The 16498-nt window shown below is 75.5% G+C and carries 5 protein-coding genes; 4 read left to right on the top strand and 1 reads right to left on the bottom strand.

Features of this window, described 5'->3' with window-relative positions; all coding sequences use genetic code 11:
* Positions 1–40 precede the first annotated feature (40 nt).
* From ACQPYD_RS19200 to ACQPYD_RS19185, 4 genes are read left to right on the top strand one after another with little or no spacing between them, the layout of a single operon-like run.
* Positions 41–6622: an amino acid adenylation domain-containing protein gene (locus ACQPYD_RS19200; protein ID WP_433696964.1), complete on the top strand. Its 6582-nt coding sequence runs from the start codon at positions 41–43 to the stop codon at positions 6620–6622.
* Complete coding sequence (locus ACQPYD_RS19195; protein WP_433696963.1) at positions 6619–12081, top strand: amino acid adenylation domain-containing protein; 5463 nt, start codon at positions 6619–6621, stop codon at positions 12079–12081. Before ACQPYD_RS19200 ends, ACQPYD_RS19195 begins: the two co-directional genes overlap by 4 nt.
* Positions 12078–13223, top strand: a complete 1146-nt coding sequence (locus ACQPYD_RS19190; RefSeq protein ID WP_433696962.1) for an NAD(P)H-binding protein — start codon at positions 12078–12080, stop codon at positions 13221–13223. The genes ACQPYD_RS19195 and ACQPYD_RS19190 overlap by 4 nt, the downstream gene beginning before the upstream one ends.
* Positions 13220–15187, top strand: coding sequence for a Gfo/Idh/MocA family oxidoreductase (locus tag ACQPYD_RS19185; RefSeq protein ID WP_433696961.1), 1968 nt, complete (start codon positions 13220–13222; stop codon positions 15185–15187). Before ACQPYD_RS19190 ends, ACQPYD_RS19185 begins: the two co-directional genes overlap by 4 nt.
* Here ACQPYD_RS19185 and ACQPYD_RS19180 read toward each other — a convergent pair.
* On the bottom strand, positions 15177–16358 hold the full coding sequence (locus ACQPYD_RS19180; protein WP_267944950.1) for a cytochrome P450: 1182 nt from the start codon (positions 16356–16358) through the stop codon (positions 15177–15179). The two genes, ACQPYD_RS19185 and ACQPYD_RS19180, sit on opposite strands and share 11 nt — an antisense overlap.
* Between the last annotated feature and the right edge of the window lie 140 nt (positions 16359–16498).

Below are 16498 nucleotides of genomic sequence, written 5' to 3'. Positions count from 1 at the left end.
GGAACCCCCGAGCCCCCGCCAGCCAAGGAGACGATCACGCGTGTCGCTGCCAGCCGGTCCGCCAACGGTGCCCACGACGGAGGGGGAGCTGCGCGACGCCGTCGCCGCGCTGTTGAGCATCCCCCCGGAGGAGATCGGCCCCGATGACGACCTGTTCGAGCTCGGTCTGGACTCCATCGCCCTGATGCGCCTGGCCACCAGGTGGCGGCGCTCCGGCCTCGGGGCCGGCTTCGACGAACTCGCGGAAGCGGCGACCCTGCGCGGTTGGCAGCGGCTCCTGACGCCGGCCGACCCCGCCCGGGGGCCCCGCTCCGACGCGGAGGGCCCCGGCACCCCCTTCCCGCTCGCCGCCATGCAGCACGCCTACTGGATCGGACGCCAGGAGGGCCAGCCCCTCGGCGGGGTCGGAGCGCACTTCTACGCCGAGCTCGACGGCTCGGCCGTCGACCCGGTGCGCCTGGAGACCGCCGTGACGGCACTGCGCCGCCGCCACGGCATGCTGCGGGTCACCGTGCTCGACGACGGCCGCCAGCGCGTCCTGGACCACCCGCCCGGCCCCGCGCTGACCGTGCGGGACCTGAGCGCGCAGACGGCCGAGCAGGTCGAGCGGCAGCTGGCCGAACTGCGCGAGCACTACACCCACCGGCGGATGGACGTCGAGCGCGGCGAGGTGTTCGACCTCGCGCTGACGCTCCTGCCCGGCGGGGCAACCCGGCTGCACATCGACCTCGACATGCTGGCGGCCGACGCCGCGAGCATGCGGGTCCTGCTGCGCGACCTCCAGCTGCTCTACACCGACCCCGGAGCCGGCCTCCCCGAGCTCCCCCTGGACTACCGCGCCTACCTGGACGCCGTCGGGACCGCGCGGGAGCGGGAACGCGAGGAGGACCGCGCCTGGTGGAGCGGGCGCCTGGAGTCGCTGAGCGCCCCGCCGGCCCTGCCCACCGTCGTGGACCCCCTCGACCCGGATTCGGCCGCGCCGCGCTTCCACCCGACCACCCGGCTGCACTACTGGCTCGACCCCGAGCGCAAGCAGCGGCTGCTGGCCGCCGCGCGCGGCCACGGGGTCACCCCCGCCGCCGCGTTGGCGGGCGCCTTCGCCGAGACCCTCGGGGCCTGGAGCGACTCCCCGAGATTCCTGCTGAACCTCCCGCTCTTCCACCGCGACCTGGACGTGGAAGGGGCCGAATCGCTGGTCGGGGACTTCAGCAGCTCCATCCTGCTCGACGTCGACCTCACCGAGGAGCGCGCCTTCGCCGAGTCCGCGCGCCACGTGCAGACCCGCCTGCGCACGGCGGCCGCCCACGGCTCCTACTCCGGCGTCGAGGTGCTCCGCGACCTCTCCCGCGCCTCCGACGGCGTTCCGGCCCTGGCCCCCGTCGTCTACACCAGCGCCCTGGGCCTGGGCGAGGTCTACGACTCCGAGGTCAGGGACGCCTTCGGCGAGCCCGTGTGGATCATCTCCCAGGGCCCCCAGGTCTGGCTGGACGCACAGGTGACCGAACTCGACGGCGGACTCCTCCTGAACTGGGACGTGCGGTACCGCGCGTTCGAGCCCGGCGTTCCCGAGGCGGCGTTCGCGGCCTACCGCGACCTCGTCGAGTCCCTCGTCGACGACCCCTCGGCCTGGACCGCGCCCGTGCGCCTGCCGCTCCCCGAGGACCAGGCGCGTGTGCGCGCGGCGGCCAACGCCACCGACGCGCCCGCCGTGACCGAGCGGCTGCACGAGGGCTTCTTCCGCGCCGCCCGCGAACACCCCGAGGCCCTCGCCCTGATCCCCGACGCCGGCGAACCGGTGACCTACGGCGCGCTCGCCGACCGCGCGGGCCGTGTCAGCGCGCTGCTGGCCGGGGCCGGGGTGGCCCCGGGCGACGCCGTGGCGGTCAGCCTGCCCCGGGGCGCGGCACAGGTCGCCGCGGTGCTCGGGGTCCTGGGCGCCGGCGCCGCCTACGTCCCCGTCGGGGTGGAACAGCCCGCCGAGCGCACGGCGCGCATCCTGGCCGCGGCCGACGCAGCGGCCCTGCTCACCGACGCCGCGCACGCCGACCGGCCCACCGGCCCGGAGCGGGGCCGCACCGGACCGCCGGTCGTGCTGGTCGAGGACGCGGACGGGTGCGCACCCGCGCCGCCGGACCTCGCACAGCCCCTCGACGCGACCGCCTACGTCATCTTCACCTCGGGATCCACCGGGGTCCCGAAGGGCGTGGAGGTCTCGCACGGGGCGGCCGTGAACACGATCACCGCGCTGAACGACCGCTTCGACGTGGGACCGCGGGACCGCGGGCTGGCCCTCGCGGACCTGGACTTCGACATGTCCGTCTACGACCTCTTCGCCCCCCTGTCCGCGGGAGGGTCGGTGGTCCTCGTCCCGGACGAGGCCCGCCGCGACGCCCACCACTGGGTCGCGCTGATGCGCGAGCACGGCGTCACGCTCCTGAACTGCGTGCCCGCCCTGCTCGACATGGTGCTGACCGCCGCCGAGTCGCGCCCCGGCGGCTTCGGCGACCGGCTGCGGTTCGTCCTGCTCGGCGGCGACTGGGTCGGCCTCGACCAGCCCGGGCGCCTGCGCGCCCTGGCCCCGAAGGCGCGGTTCACCGCCCTGGGCGGGATGACCGAGGCCGCCGTGCACTCCACGGTGTTCGAGGTCGACCGGGTCGACCTCTCGTGGACGTCGATCCCGTGGGGCCTCCCGCTGCCCAACATGCGCACCCGGGTCGTGGACCACCACGGCCGCGACCGCCCCGACTGGGTCCCGGGCGAGCTCTGGGTCAGCGGCGCGGGCCTGGCGACCGCCTACCGCGGCGACCCCGGGCGCACCGCCGAGAAGTTCGTCACCGACCAGGGCCGCAGGTGGTACCGCACCGGCGACCGGGCACGCTACCGCTCCGACGGCGTCCTGGAGTTCCTGGGCCGCGCCGACCACCAGGTGAAACTGCGCGGACACCGCATCGAGCTGGGCGAGGTCGAAGCCGCCGCCGCCTCGTGTCCGGGCGTCCCGGCCGCGGTGGCGCTCGTCACCGGCACACCGCGCAGGCTTGCCCTGGTGGCCGCCGCGGTGGCGGGGCCGGCGGCCGAGGCGGAGCTCCGCGCCACCCTGGAGCGCAACCTCCCCTCCTACATGGTCCCCACCCAGATCGTGCTGGTGGACGCCCTCCCCCTGACCGCCAACGGCAAGCCCGACCGCCGGCGCGCCGAGGCCCTGGCCACGGCCGCGACCGGCCGCGCCCCCGAGGACGACGGCGACGGGGACGGGTCCCCGCGCGGGTGGGCCGAGACCGTGGTGGCCGAGGTCTGGGGCGAGCTCCTGGACGTCAAGGGCATCCGGCGCGACGACGGGTTCTTCGCCCTGGGCGGCGACTCGCTCCTGGCCACCCGGATGATCGGCGCCCTGCGCGAGCGCGGCGCGGGCGGCGCACGGGTCGCGGTCCTGTTCTCCTCTCCCGCGCTGGCCGACTTCGCCGCCACCCTCACCCGGCAGGAACCGCCGACCGGCACCGTCCTGGGCGAGGGCGACACCGCCGACCGCCACCTGCCCTTCCCGATGACCGACGTCCAGCGGGCGTTCTGGATCGGACGCGACAGCAGGCTCTCCCTCGGCGGCGTGGGCACCTACCACTACAGCGAGTTCGACGGCGCCGACGTCGACCTCGACCGGTTCACACGCGCCTGGACGGCCCTGGTGGACCGGCACGAGATGCTGCGCGCCGTCTTCGACGAGGACGGACGGCAGCGCATCCTGCCGCAGACGCCGCCGGTCACGGTGGCCGTCACGGAGGCGGCCACCGAGGAGGAGGCCGCGCAGGCCCTGGCCGCGCTGCGCGAGGAGGCCTCCCACCTGAGCATCGATCTGACCCGGTGGCCCCTGTTCGAGCTGCGGGCCGTGCGCTACCCCGACGGCGGCGCCACGCGCACCCGCCTGGCGATCGGGCTCGACTACATCGTCCTGGACGCCGCCTCGATCATCGCCCTGTACGGAGAGCTCGACCGGCTCTACAGCGACCCCGGGGCGGAGCTGGAGCCGATCGACGTCTCCTTCCGCGACTACGTCCTGCAGTCCGAACCCGACCCCGACGCGGTCGAGCACGCGCGCCGGCACTGGACGCGCCGGCTCCGGACACTGCCGCCCGCACCTGCGCTCCCGCTGCTCGCCGACCCCTCCACCGTGGAGCACCCCCGTTTCACCCGGCGCCGGCGCCCCCTCCGCGCGCAGACCTGGGAGGCGATCGCCGACAAGGCCCGCGCCCACGGCCTGACACCGTCGGTCGTCCTGCTGACCTGCTACGCGGAGGTCCTTTCGGCCTGGAGCGACCACCCGGAGGTGGCGGTCAACCTCACCCTGTTCAACCGGCAGCCGGTCCACCCCCACATCGACCTGATCATGGGCGACTTCACCTCGGTGTCCCTGCTCGGCTACGAGCCGCGCCCCGGGGAGCCGTGGACGGCCGCCGCGCACCGCCTGCAGCGCGTCATGAGCGAGGACCTCGACCACCGCGAGGCCTCCGTGACCTGGCTGCTGCAGGAGCTCGCCAAGCGCACCGGGGCGGTCGACGCGGCCATGCCCGTGGTCTTCAGCAGCTCCGTCGGGGTGGGCGACCGCACCGTCAAGGACCTCTCCGACGGTTTCCCCGAAAAGGTGTGGGGCATCTCCCAGACCCCGCAGGTGCTCCTGGACAACCAGGTCACCGAGTCCCAGGGCGGCGTCATGGTCACCTGGGACGCCATCGAGGAACTGTTCCGCCCCGGCGTGCTCGACTCCATGTTCGACGCCTACAACACGATGCTGGCCTGGCTGGCCGAGAACGACTGGGACACGGCCGCCCCGCCGGTGCTCCCGCGCGCCCAGGCGGACACGCGCCGTCCCGCCCAGGGAACCCTCCCCGCCGCCGCGGAGGGCACCCTCCACGGCGAGGTCCTGCGCCGGGCCGAGGAGGAGCCGGACCGCCCCGCCGTACTCGGGGCCCCCGGACGCGAACCCCTCACCTACGGTGGACTCGCCGCGCGGGCCGCCCGGGTCGCGGGCGGCCTGGCCGAGCGGGGCACGGGCCCCGGCGACGTCGTCGCGATCACCCTGCCCCCCGGAGCCGACCGGGTCGTCGCGATCCTGGGGGTGCTCTCCATCGGCGCGGCCTACCTGCTGGGCGACCCGGGGGCGCCCCGCTCGCGACGCGAACACGACCGGCGGGCGGCCGGGGCCCGCGTCTCGATCGTCGGCCCCGGCCGCGCGGACGGACCCGACCAGGCCGAACTCGCCGACCTCGCCGCCGCCGAACCCCTGCGGACCGCCATCGCCGCCGACCCCGGGGCGAGGGCCTACGTCACCGTCCGGGCGGGCCTGGACGGGGAGGACGCCGCGGTCGGGTCCGTCGACCACCGCTCGGCGGTGGCGACGATCGCCGCGGTGCGCCAGAGGTTCGGCATCGACGCGCGGGACCGGGTGCTCGCGGGCGACCCCCCGGCGGCGGCCGTGGGCGCGTTCAGCGTGTTCGGGCCGCTCGGCGCCGGCGGCGCACTGGTGTGCCCCGAGACCGACGTCGCGACCGACCCCCGCGCCGCGGCCGCGCTGGCCGCCGAGCACGGCGCGACGGTGTGGAACGGCCCGCCGATGCTGCTCGACGAGCTGATCGCGGCGGCCCCGGCCGGCGAGGGGGCGCCGCTGCGCGACCTGCGCCTGGCGCTCGTCTCGGGCGACCGGGTGGGCACCGGACTGGCCGGGCGCCTGCGCCGGGCCACCGGCGGCGGCCGGCTCGTCGCGCTGCACGGCGGCCGCGGCAGCGCCGGCTGGGCGAGCGCCGTCGAGATCGACGCCGACGCGGACCGCTCGGCGCCCGCCGGACGGCCCCTGGCGGGCCACCGGTTGCGCGTGGTGGACTCCGCGGGCCGCGAATGCCCCGACCAGGTGATCGGCGACCTCTGGATCGCAGGCCCAGACCCCGTGCCCGACCCGGCCACGACCGGGGCGCCCGACCCGGCCGGGCGGCTCCGCCCGACCGGGACCCGCGCCCGGTACCTGCCCGGCGGCGCCGTCGAGTTCCTCGGCCCCGACCCGCAGGTCTGGCTCAACGGCCGCCGCGTCGACATCGGCGCGGTCGAGGGCGCCGTCGAGTCGCACCCGGGCGTCGTCCACGCGGCGGTGGTCACCGTGGGAGAGGGGCGCGAACGCCGCCTCCACGCCTACACGGTGACCGCCGACGGGGAGGAGCCCGACGGCCTCTCCCGCCACCTGTCCGGCCTGCTGCCCCCCTTCGCGGTCCCGGCCCGGATCACCCGCCTGCCCCGCCTGCCCCTGACCGCCGCGGGCGCCGTGGACCGCGGCGCGCTGGCCGAGGAGGCCGCCGTCCGGGAGCGCGCCGCGTCGGGACCGCCCACGGGCGAGACCGAGATCCGCGTCGCCGCCCTGTGGACCGAGCTCCTGGGCGCCGGGGCCGAGCACCGCCACGCCGACTTCTTCGCCGCCGGCGGCGACAGCCTGAGCGCCCTGCGCCTGGTCACAGCCACGGGCGAGGCGTTCGGCGTCGAGATCTCGGTCCGTTCCTTCCTCACCGCATCCACCCTCGCCGACCTGGCACGACAGGTCGACCACGCGCTCGCCTCCCGCGACGAAGAAGAAAGCGGAATCCTATGAACGCCCATCAGCTCGTCTCCGAGATGGAGAAGGACGGCATCCGGCTCTGGGAGGACGACGGCGCCCTGCGGTTCCGCGCCCCCAAGGGCGTGCTGACCGAGGAGCGCAAGGCGCTGCTGCGCGAGAACCGCGCCGAGGTCCTCGCCCACCTGACCGCCCGCCGCCTCGCCACCCGGATCACCCCCGACCCCGAGTCGGCCGGAACCCCCTTCCCGCTGACCGACATCCAGGCGGCCTACCTGGTCGGCCGCGGCAGCGCCTACGGGTACGGCGGGGTGGCCTGCCACGTCTACGTCGAACTCTCCTTCCCGGCCGACACCGACCCGGAGCGGCTCCAGGAGAGCTGGTGGTCCGTGGTGCGCCGCCACGGCATGCTGCGCGCGGTGGTCCACCCCGACGGCTTCCAGGAGGTCCTGCCCGAGATCCCGGAGAAGCCGGTGCCGACCGCCGACCTGCGCGGCGCCACCCCCGCCGAGGTCGAGGAGCGCGTGGACCTGGTGCGCCGGGAACTCGCCTCCAGGGTTCCGCCCACCGACGTGCCGCCGCTGTTCGAGCTGCGGATGACGCGCTGCGCCGACGAACTCGTCCTGCACCTGTCGATCGACCAGCTCATCGTCGACTACGCCAGCCTGCTGCTGGTCCTGTCCGAACTGGAGGACACCTACCACGGCCGGGAGACCGGGACCCCGGAGATCGGTTTCCGCGACTACGTCCTGGCGCGCCGCAACCAGACGCTCACCGGCGAGTACGACCGCGCCCGCGACTACTGGACCCGGCGGCTGCCCACCCTGCCCCCCGCCCCCGACCTGCCGCTGCCCGCCGACGGCGGCCGGGTCGGCGCCTTCCGGCGCTTCGAGGAGATCCTGGGCGCCGGGCAGCGCGCGTCCTTCGAGGCCAACGCCGCCCGCGCCGGGGTCACCGCCTCGGCCGCCGCGATGGCCGCCTACGCCGAGGTGCTGGGCCGCTGGAGCCGCAGCCCGCAGTTCACGCTCAACGTCCCCACCTTCACCCGCCTGCCCCTGCACGCCGACGTCGACCGCCTCGTGGGGGACTTCACCGCGGTCGAACTCCTCGCCGTCGACCTGCGGCCCGCGCAGACGTTCGCCGAACGCGCGGCCACCCTGCGCGACACCCTGCTGGAGGACCTGGCGCACTCCCTGTACACCGGGAGCCAGGTCCTGGCCGACCTCACCCGGCGCAGCGACAGCGACACCGTGCTCATGCCGGTCGTGTTCACCAGCACGCTCGGCTCGGCGGCGGCCCGCCGGCCCGCCGCGGCCATCCGCCACGCCCAGACCCAGACCCCGCAGGTCTGGCTGGACTGCCAGGTGATGGAGCGCGCCGACGAACTGGCCCTGAGCTGGGACGTGCGCGAAGGGGTCCTGGGCGGTGACACCGCCGCCGACCTCTTCGCCGCCTTCACCGACCTCATGACCCGTCTCGCCGAGGACCCGGACGCCTGGAACGAGGCGGCCCGCATCGAACTGCCGGAGGGCACCCGCGCCGTCCGCGAGCGGGTCAACGACACCGCCGCCCCGGTGCCGCGCGCCCTGCTGCACGAGGGGGTGCTGGCCGCAGCCGAGCGCGACCCCGGGCGCGTCGCCGTGATCGACCGGGACCGCTCGCTGACCTACGGCGAGCTGGTCGGGCGCGCGACGGCGGTCGCACGGGCGCTGGGCGCCGCCGGCGTCGGCGCGGGCGACCTGGTCGCCGTCACGATGGAGAAGGGGTGGGAGCAGGTCGCCGGCGTCCTGGGCGCCCTGATGGCGGGCGCCGCCTACCTCCCCCTGGACACCACGCAGCCGGCGCGCCGGCGCACGGCGATCCTCACCGACGCCGGGGCCTCGGTCGTGCTGACCCAGTCCTGGCTGGTGGAGGAGGGGGAGTGGCCCCCGGGGTGCACCACCGTCGCCGTCGACAGCCTCCCCCTCGCCTCCGGCCCGCCGCCGCGGTCCGACACCGGCCCCGACGACCTGGCCTACGTCATCTACACCTCGGGGTCGACCGGCGCCCCCAAGGGCGTCATGATCAGCCACGCCGCGGCGCTGAACACGGTCACCGACGTCAACCGCAGGTTCGGGGTGACCGCCGACGACCGCGTCCTCGCACTGGCCCAGCTCGGTTTCGACCTCTCCGTCTACGACGTCTTCGGCCCGCTGGCGGTGGGGGCCGCCGTGGTGCTGCCCGACCCCGCGCGCCGCGGAGACCCCTCCGAGTGGATCGAGACCGTCCGGTCCGCGCAGGTCACCTTCTGGAACTCGGTCCCCGGACAGCTGCAGATGGTGCACGACTACCTGCGCGCCGACGACCCGCCCCTGCCCTCCCTGCGCGTCGCGCTGCTGTCGGGCGACTGGATCCCCACCGCGCTGCCCGAGGCCGTGCGGACCTGGGCCCCGAACATGGCGGTGCACAGCCTGGGCGGTGCCACCGAGGCGTCGATCTGGTCCATCCACCACCCGATCGACCGGGTCGACCCCGCCTGGCGCAGCATCCCCTACGGCAGGCCGATGGACAACCAGACGTTCCACGTCCTCGACACGGCGCTGCGGCCCTGTCCCGACCTGGTCGTGGGCGAGCTGTACATCGGGGGCATCGGGCTGGCCCAGGGCTACTTCGGCGACGAGGAGCGGACGGCGGCCCGGTTCATCCGGCACCCGGAGACCGGTGAGCGCCTCTACCGCACCGGCGACATGGGCCGCTACTGGCCCGACGGGGTGATCGAGTTCCTCGGGCGCGAGGACCAGCAGGTCAAGATCCGCGGCTACCGGATCGAGCTCGGCGAGGTCCAGGCGGCGGTGGAGTCGCTGCCGGAGGTGGGCGCGGCGGCGGTCGTGCTCACCGGTGGGCGCGGATCCGGGCCCACGGGCGCGGGCCAGAGCCTGACGGCCTTCGTCGAACCCGCCCACCGCGACACCCCCCTCCCGCTCCCGGAGACGCTGCTCCCCGCCGTCCGCGACGCCGCCCGGCAGGCCGGGCAGCGGGTGGACCTCGACGGACTCGCCGCGTTCCGCGCCGCGCTCGGCGAGGCGGCCGCGGCCTCCATCGCCGACACGCTCGCCCCGGCCTTCGCCGGGGGCGGTGAGCTCTCACCGGAACAGGTGTGCGACGCGCTCGGAGCGGCCCCCGCACACCACCGCCTGGTGCGGCGCTGGATCCAGGGGCTCGTCACGGACGGCCTCCTGGAGCGCACCCCCGGCGGGAAGCTCGCCGGCCTGCGCGCCCCCGGCCCGCAGGCCACCGCCCGCGCCTGGGACGAGGCCGCCCGCCTCGAGAAGCAGGCGCGGTGGAGCCCCGAACTGTTCGCCACGGTGCGTGCCGGAGCCGAGCACCTGGCCGACCTGGTCGCCGGGCGGGAGGAGGCGGCCCGTCCGTTCTCCGGCGCCGACCCGCGGGCGCTGACCGCCGCCTACGCCGCGAACGCCGGATCCTCCGCGCTGCGCTCGGTCCTGGCGGCCGCGGCCGCCGAGATCGCACGCACCCGCGACACCGCAGAACCGCTGCGGATCATGGAGGTCGGGCTGCGCGGCGGCGGCGTGGCCGGCGACCTGCTGCCCGCCCTGGCCGACCACCGGGTCGACTACCTGGGGACCGACGCGTCGGCGCAGAACCGGTCCGTGTTCGAGCAGGACTTCGCCGACGACCCGCGCGTGCGCTGCGCGGCCTTCGACCCCGCGCAGGACCCCGCCGGGCAGGGGCTGGCCCGCAACTCCGTGGACCTGCTGGTCTGCGTCGGCGTCCTGGACAACCTCCCCGACGTGGAAGAGGCCCTGGAGCGCCTCTCCACCCTGGTGGCGCCGGGCGGGTGGATGCTCCTGCTGGCCAACACCGACGACGACGACCACGCGCTCCGGATCTCCGCGGAGTTCACGGCCGAGCACGCGGGACCGTTCACCGACGTCCGCCGGGAGCAGGAGCAGACGTTCCTGCGCCACGAGCAGTGGCAGGAGCTGTTCCGCGGCCGCGGCCACCAGGTCGCCGCCGCGTTCCCCGAGGACACCGGAACGGCCCGGGCCTTCGGCCAGCACCTCTACCTGCTCCGGGCCAAGCCCCTGCAGGAGCCGGTCGAGGTGGCGTCGCTGACGCGCCGCGGCCACGAACTGCTCCCCGAGTACTCGGTGCCCTCCCAGTGGGAGGTCGTCGACGCCCTGCCGAGGACGGAGAACGGCAAGCTGGACCGCGGCGCGCTGGAGAAGCGGTCGCTCGAACTGGGCGCCGGCCCCGCCGAGGAGGCCGGCGACCAGGACCCCCGCGACGACCTCGAGCGCGCACTGGCGGCCCTGTGGGCCGAGCTGCTCGAGACGGAGCGCATCGGACGCGACGACGACCTCTTCGCGCTGGGCGGCGACTCGCTGCTGGTGGCCCGGATCGTCGGACGGCTGCGCGACGGGCTGGCCGGCCACGAATGGGACCTCGAGTGGGAGGTCGTCCTGCGCCACCTGCTGCGCCGGCCGACCATCGCCGGCCTCGCCGCCTACCTGCGGGAGCTCTCCGCCCCCGAGGCGGAGGCCGGCGCCGAGAACTCGCCGCTGGTGGAGCTGATCCGGCCCGAGCCCGGCGCCCCGGTGACCGTGCTCGTGCACGCCGGAACGGGGACCCTGCTGCCGTACCGGCCCCTGGTCACCCGGCTCCGCGCCCGTTCCGACGGAGGACACGGGCTGGTGGGCCTGGAGCTGCCCGCGCCCGAGAACTTCCGCAACGCCGACCCGAACGGGCTCATCGACCGCACGGCGGCCGAATACGTGCGCGCCCTGCTCGACGCCGGGCACACGCGGGTCGACGTCGTCGGCTACTGCGTGGGCGGGGTCATCGCCACCGAGGTGGCCCGGGGGATCGCCGAAGCCGGCGCCACCGTCCGCAGCCTCACGGTCATCAGCAGCCACAGCCCGACCTTCCGCATCGACGACGAGCTGCTCTCGGAGTACTCCTTCTCGCTCATGATGGGCATGGACCCGGCCCACATCGGGTTCCCCGCCGACTCCGAGCGCGTGGGCGAGGCGGTCTCCGCCGTGCTCGACCGCTCTCCCGAGGCCGTCCTGGACGGCGCGATCGCCGACCTGGACGGGGAGTTCGCCGACGTCGCGGCCGCCTTCGAGGCCCTGGAGGCGGTGCCGCGCATGGCCCGGGTGACCCGCATGTGCGAGGCGCTGCCGCCCGAGCTCGCCGACACCTACCAGCCCGAGGGCCTGCTGCGGGCCCTGCGCACCTACCAGCAGAGCACCTTCGCGCTGAGCCGGCACCGGGCCGAACCCTACGCGGGCGACATCACCTTCCTGCGGCACAACGGCGCCTACCCCTTCCCCGGCAGCGCCGACACCATCGCCGACCACTGGGCGAGGATCTGCCTCGGCGAACTGCGCACCCGCGACATCCCGGGAGAGCACTTCACCTGCATGACGGGTGAGAACGTCCCCACGGTCGACGACCACCTGCACGAGATCATCGAAGGGAAGACGTCTTGATCGGCATCATCGGCGCCTCCGGCGCGGTCGGGCGCCACACCGCCGCGGCCCTGGCCGCGGCCGGAGCGGGCCCGCTGCGCCTGGGGGCCCGGCGGCCCTCCGCCGTCCCACCGGGCCCCTGGCCCGAGGGCAGCGAGACCGTCGGGGTCGACGCCTCCGACCCCGCCTCGCTCGCCCGGTTCAGCGACGGCTGCACCCTGCTGGTCAACTGCGCCGGTCCCAGCTACCTCCTCAAGGACACCGTCGCGCTGGCCGGACTGGCCGCCGGCGCCGACGTCGTCGACGTCATGGGCGACGACCCCGTCCACGAGTCCCTGACGGAGTCGGGCGCGGTCGGGCCGGACCGCTGCGTCGTCCTGTCGGCCGGGACCGTCCCCGGCCTGGCGGGCCTGGTCCCCCTCTGGCTCGCCGGGGCCGGCCCCGCGAACGGGCCGGCGCTCAGGATGACCGGCTACGCGGGCGGGCTGGAGCACGCGACCGAGAGCGTGGCGGCCGACATCGTGCTCTCCCTGGACACCGGGGGAGCGGGCGGCGAGCGCTTCGGCCACCCCCTCGCGGCCTGGCGGCACGGCCGCCGCGCCCCGGGGGTCCTGCGGGTGGCCGACAGCGCCCAGGCCCCCTACTTCCCCCACCCGGTCGCCCTGCAACCGCTCCTGACCACCGAGGTGGAGCGCCTGGCCGCGCGCATGGACCTGGCCGAGGCCGACTGGTACAACGTCCTCCCCGGAACACAGGTGCGCGAGCTGCTCACCGCGCTGCCGACCCTGCCGATGGACACCGCCGAGCAGCGCGACGCGGTGACCGGGCGCATCCGCCGCGCCGCCGAGGTCGACGCCGCGGGCGGCGTGCCCTACTACCGGCTGGTGTTCAGCCTCTCGGGCCGGGACTGGGCGCGCACCTGCGTGGTCCACTGCGACAGCAGCTACCGGCTCACCGGCGCCGTCGCGGCGCTCGCGGCCCTGGACGTCCTGGCCGGCCGCATCGGCAAGGGGCTGCACTACGCGGCCCAGGCGATGGACCCGCGGGCCACGGTGGAGGCGCTGAGGGCCAACGGGGACGCGGAGTTCGCGGTCCACCACCACGCCGCCGCACCGCCGGTCCCCGGCGACGCGGCCGAGGCCGTCGAGGACGGTGAGCTGTGAACGCGCCGGCACCGCTGCGGACCGTCGTCTGCGGCACCAACTTCGGCCGCCTCTACATCGACGCCGTCCGGCGCCACCCCGGGTTCACCCTCGCGGGGCTCCTCTCCACCGGCAGCAGCCACTCCCGGGAACTGGCCGAACGGCACGGCGTGCCCTGCCACACCTCCCCGGACGAGCTCCCCGCCGACATCGACGCGGCCGTCGTGGCGGTGCCCGCGGCGGTCATGGGCGGCCAGGGTTCCGAACTCGCGCGCACCCTGCTCGCCAAGGGCGTGCACGTGCTCCAGGAACACCCGCTGCACCCCGACGAGCTGTCGGAGTCCCTCCGCGCGGCGAGGAAGGCCGGCCGGCAGTTCCAGGTCAACACCCACTACCCCCACGTGGCCCCGGTGCGCGAGTTCATCGAGGCGGCGCGCCGACTGCGCCGGCTGCAGCGTGTCCTGTTCGTCGACGCGGCGGCCCCGGTCCACGTCCTGGCCCCCCTGATCGACATCCTGGCGCGCGCCCTGGGCGGCACCCGCCCCTGGAGGCTGGGCGATCCCGTTCCACCGTCCGAGGACGTCGTGGCGGCGGCGAAGGGGGAGGCGCCGCTGAGCCTGCTGCACGGGGCCATCGCCGGGGCCCCGCTGACACTGCGGGTGCACAACCAGATCCACCCCGGGGACCGGGACAACCACTCCCTCTTCTGGCACCGCGTGGCGGTGGGGACCGAAGGGGGGGTCCTGACCCTGGCCGACACCCACGGGCCAGTGCTGTGGCACCCGCGGATCCACTCCCCCCGCGACCCCGGGCACCGGCTGGTGTTCACGCCCGGAACCGGGGCCGAGTCGCTGCGGCTGCCCGCGTCGGCGGTCCTGGGCCAGGCGGGACCGCCGCCCCGGATCTCCGAGATCTTCTCCGAGCTGTGGCCCGCGGCGATCGGCGAGGCCCTCGACGGGTTCGCCGCGGCCGTCGCCGAGGGCGGGGACCCGCTCCGGTCGGCCCAGCAGGACCTGGCGGTCTTCGCCCTCTGGCGGGAGCTGATGGAACGCCTGGGGCCGCCGGAGCTGATCCGTCCCCCCGCCCCCGAGCCCCTGGCGCCGGATGTGCTCGCGGCACCGGGCGCCGACCCCCGGGCGGAGCCCGCCGCGTCCGAACCGGGGGCGACCGCGCGGCCGGCCCCGGCCCCTCCCGGTGAGCCGGCCCGCCCGCACGCGGCGGACCTGTCGGACTACAACGAGGCGGCGGAGTTCTTCGACCTCGGCGCCCGCGAGCACACCGCGCGCACGGGCCCCGCGGTCGTGGCGTGCCTGAGCGGGATCGACCCCCGGAACGGCCCGCTGGTGGACGTCGGGGCGGGCAGCGGACTGGTCACCCGGCAGGTCGCGGCGGCCTACCCCGACTGCCGGGTGATCGCCACCGAACCCGCGGCGGGGATGCGCGCCCTGCTCACGGGCAGGGTCGGCGACGACCCCGGGCTCGCGAAGCGGGTGACCGTCCTCCCGCACGCCGCGGAGCGCCTGCTGGAGCCGGGGGTGCTGCCCGACCGGCTGTGCGGGGTCGTCGTCTGCGGGGTGCTGGGCCACCTCGACCCGGACCTGCGCAGGGACCTCCTGCGGGGACTGGCGGAGCGCCTGGCGCCCGGCGCCCCGATCGTCGTCGAGCTGACGGGGATGCGCGAGCCCATGAGGATGGCCCCCACCCTGCTGCGCCACGCCGAACTCGGCGAACAGCGGTACGAGTGGTGGATGTCCGGCCGACCGGACGGGCCGGACCGGATGCGGCTCGACACCGAGTGGCGCGTCCTCCGCGGGGGCGAGCCCGTCCGCACGGTCCGCGAGCAGTACCGCTGGTACACGCTGGAGCTCGAACAGCTCGCCCGGGAGAGCGGCCTGCGCCTCGCGCCGCCGCCCGCGCCCCACGCCGCGGGCGTGCCCTACCTGGGCACGCTCACGGCGCCGGGGGACGGGGCGGTCACCACGTGACGAGTACCCGCTCGGGCCCGAAGGCGATGCCGTCGTGACGGAAGCGGACCGACTCGAACGGCTCCGCCGCCCGCAGGCCCGGCATCCGGTCGACCAGGGTGCCGATGGCGACGCCGAGTTCGAGGCGGGCGACGTTCTGGCCGACGCACTGGTGGATCCCGTAGCTGAACGCCACGTGGGTCCTGCCGGTGCGGTCGAAGTCGATCCGCTCCGGGTCGGGGAACACGGCGGGGTCGTGGTCGGCGGCCGCCAGCAGCGGGATGATCCCGTCGCCGGCGGGGATCACGGTCCCGCCGACCTCGATGTCCTCGGTGGCGGTGCGCAGGGCGATGGAGTCGCCCACGGACAGGGTCCGCAGGAGCTCCTCGACCGCCTGCGGGAGTACCGCGGGGTCGCGCCGCAGCCGTTCGAGCAGGTCCGGCCGCTGCAGCAGGGCGAGCACGCTCAGGGCGATCTGGTTGGTGGTGGTCTCCCACCCCGCGACGATCAGGATGCTGATCGTGGTCACCAGTTCCTGCCGGGTCAGCTCGCCCGACCGCAACCGCTCGTGGACCAGCCGGCTCAGCAGGTCCTCGCCGGGGTCCTCCTCCTTCGCGCGCACGGCGTCCTCCACCACCGCGCCCAGGGCGCCGATGCCCTCGCTGGCCCCCTCGGCGGTGCTGCCGCCACCGCCGAAGACCTGCGAGCCCAGGGTCTCCGTGACGCGGCGGAACAGCTTGTCGCCTCGGCGCAGGCCGACCAGCTCGCACATGACGGTGCTGGAGACCACGTGGGCGAAATGGGTCACCAGGTCGGCGGGCGGGCCGTAGTTCAGCAATTCGTCGATCCGGTCGTCGACGATCCGCTGGATGTCGCGGCGCATCCGGCGGGCCTTGCGCACCGTCATCTCGGCGAGCAGCATCCTCCGGAACCTGGAGTGCTCGGGCGGGTCCATGCGGATGAACGGCGTCGTCTTCGTGCCGGCCTCCTGTTCTCCTTCCACCAGCGCCGGAAACCCCGGCCGGCGGATGTCCGCGCTCACGCGGGTGTCGGCGAGCACCGCGCGGACCTCCTCGTAGCCGGTGACCACCCAGGCCGTGCGGCCGGTCGGCAGGGCCACCCGGGCCACGGGCCCCCGCCGGCGCAGGTCGGCGTAGGCGCGCGGGGCCGAGAACGGGCACTCGCGCGGCATGGGGAAAGCCGGAGGGTTCACTCGGTCGGCGTCGGACACGGGGACACCAGCCCTTCTGCTCGGATTGCGGATACCACGGGAAAACTCGGAGAAATGGAGGGTTCAACCGGTTTCCATTCATAACTTTACAGTCCGCGGGT

It is taken from the genome of Nocardiopsis sp. CA-288880 (genome assembly GCF_050955985.1).
Lineage (GTDB): Bacteria > Actinomycetota > Actinomycetes > Streptosporangiales > Streptosporangiaceae > Nocardiopsis > Nocardiopsis tropica.
The sequence above is the reverse complement of the archived record's forward strand: the minus strand, read 5'-3'. Positions and strand labels throughout refer to the sequence as shown.

Bases quoted from the DNA above. Each gene is read 5' to 3' on its own strand.
- ACQPYD_RS19195 (WP_433696963.1), top strand. From the start codon at position 6,619: ATGAACGCCCATCAGCTCGTCTCCGAGATGGAGAAGGACGGCATCCGG.
- ACQPYD_RS19180 (WP_267944950.1), bottom strand. From the start codon at position 16,358: ATGCCGCGCGAGTGCCCGTTCTCGGCCCCGCGCGCCTACGCCGACCTG.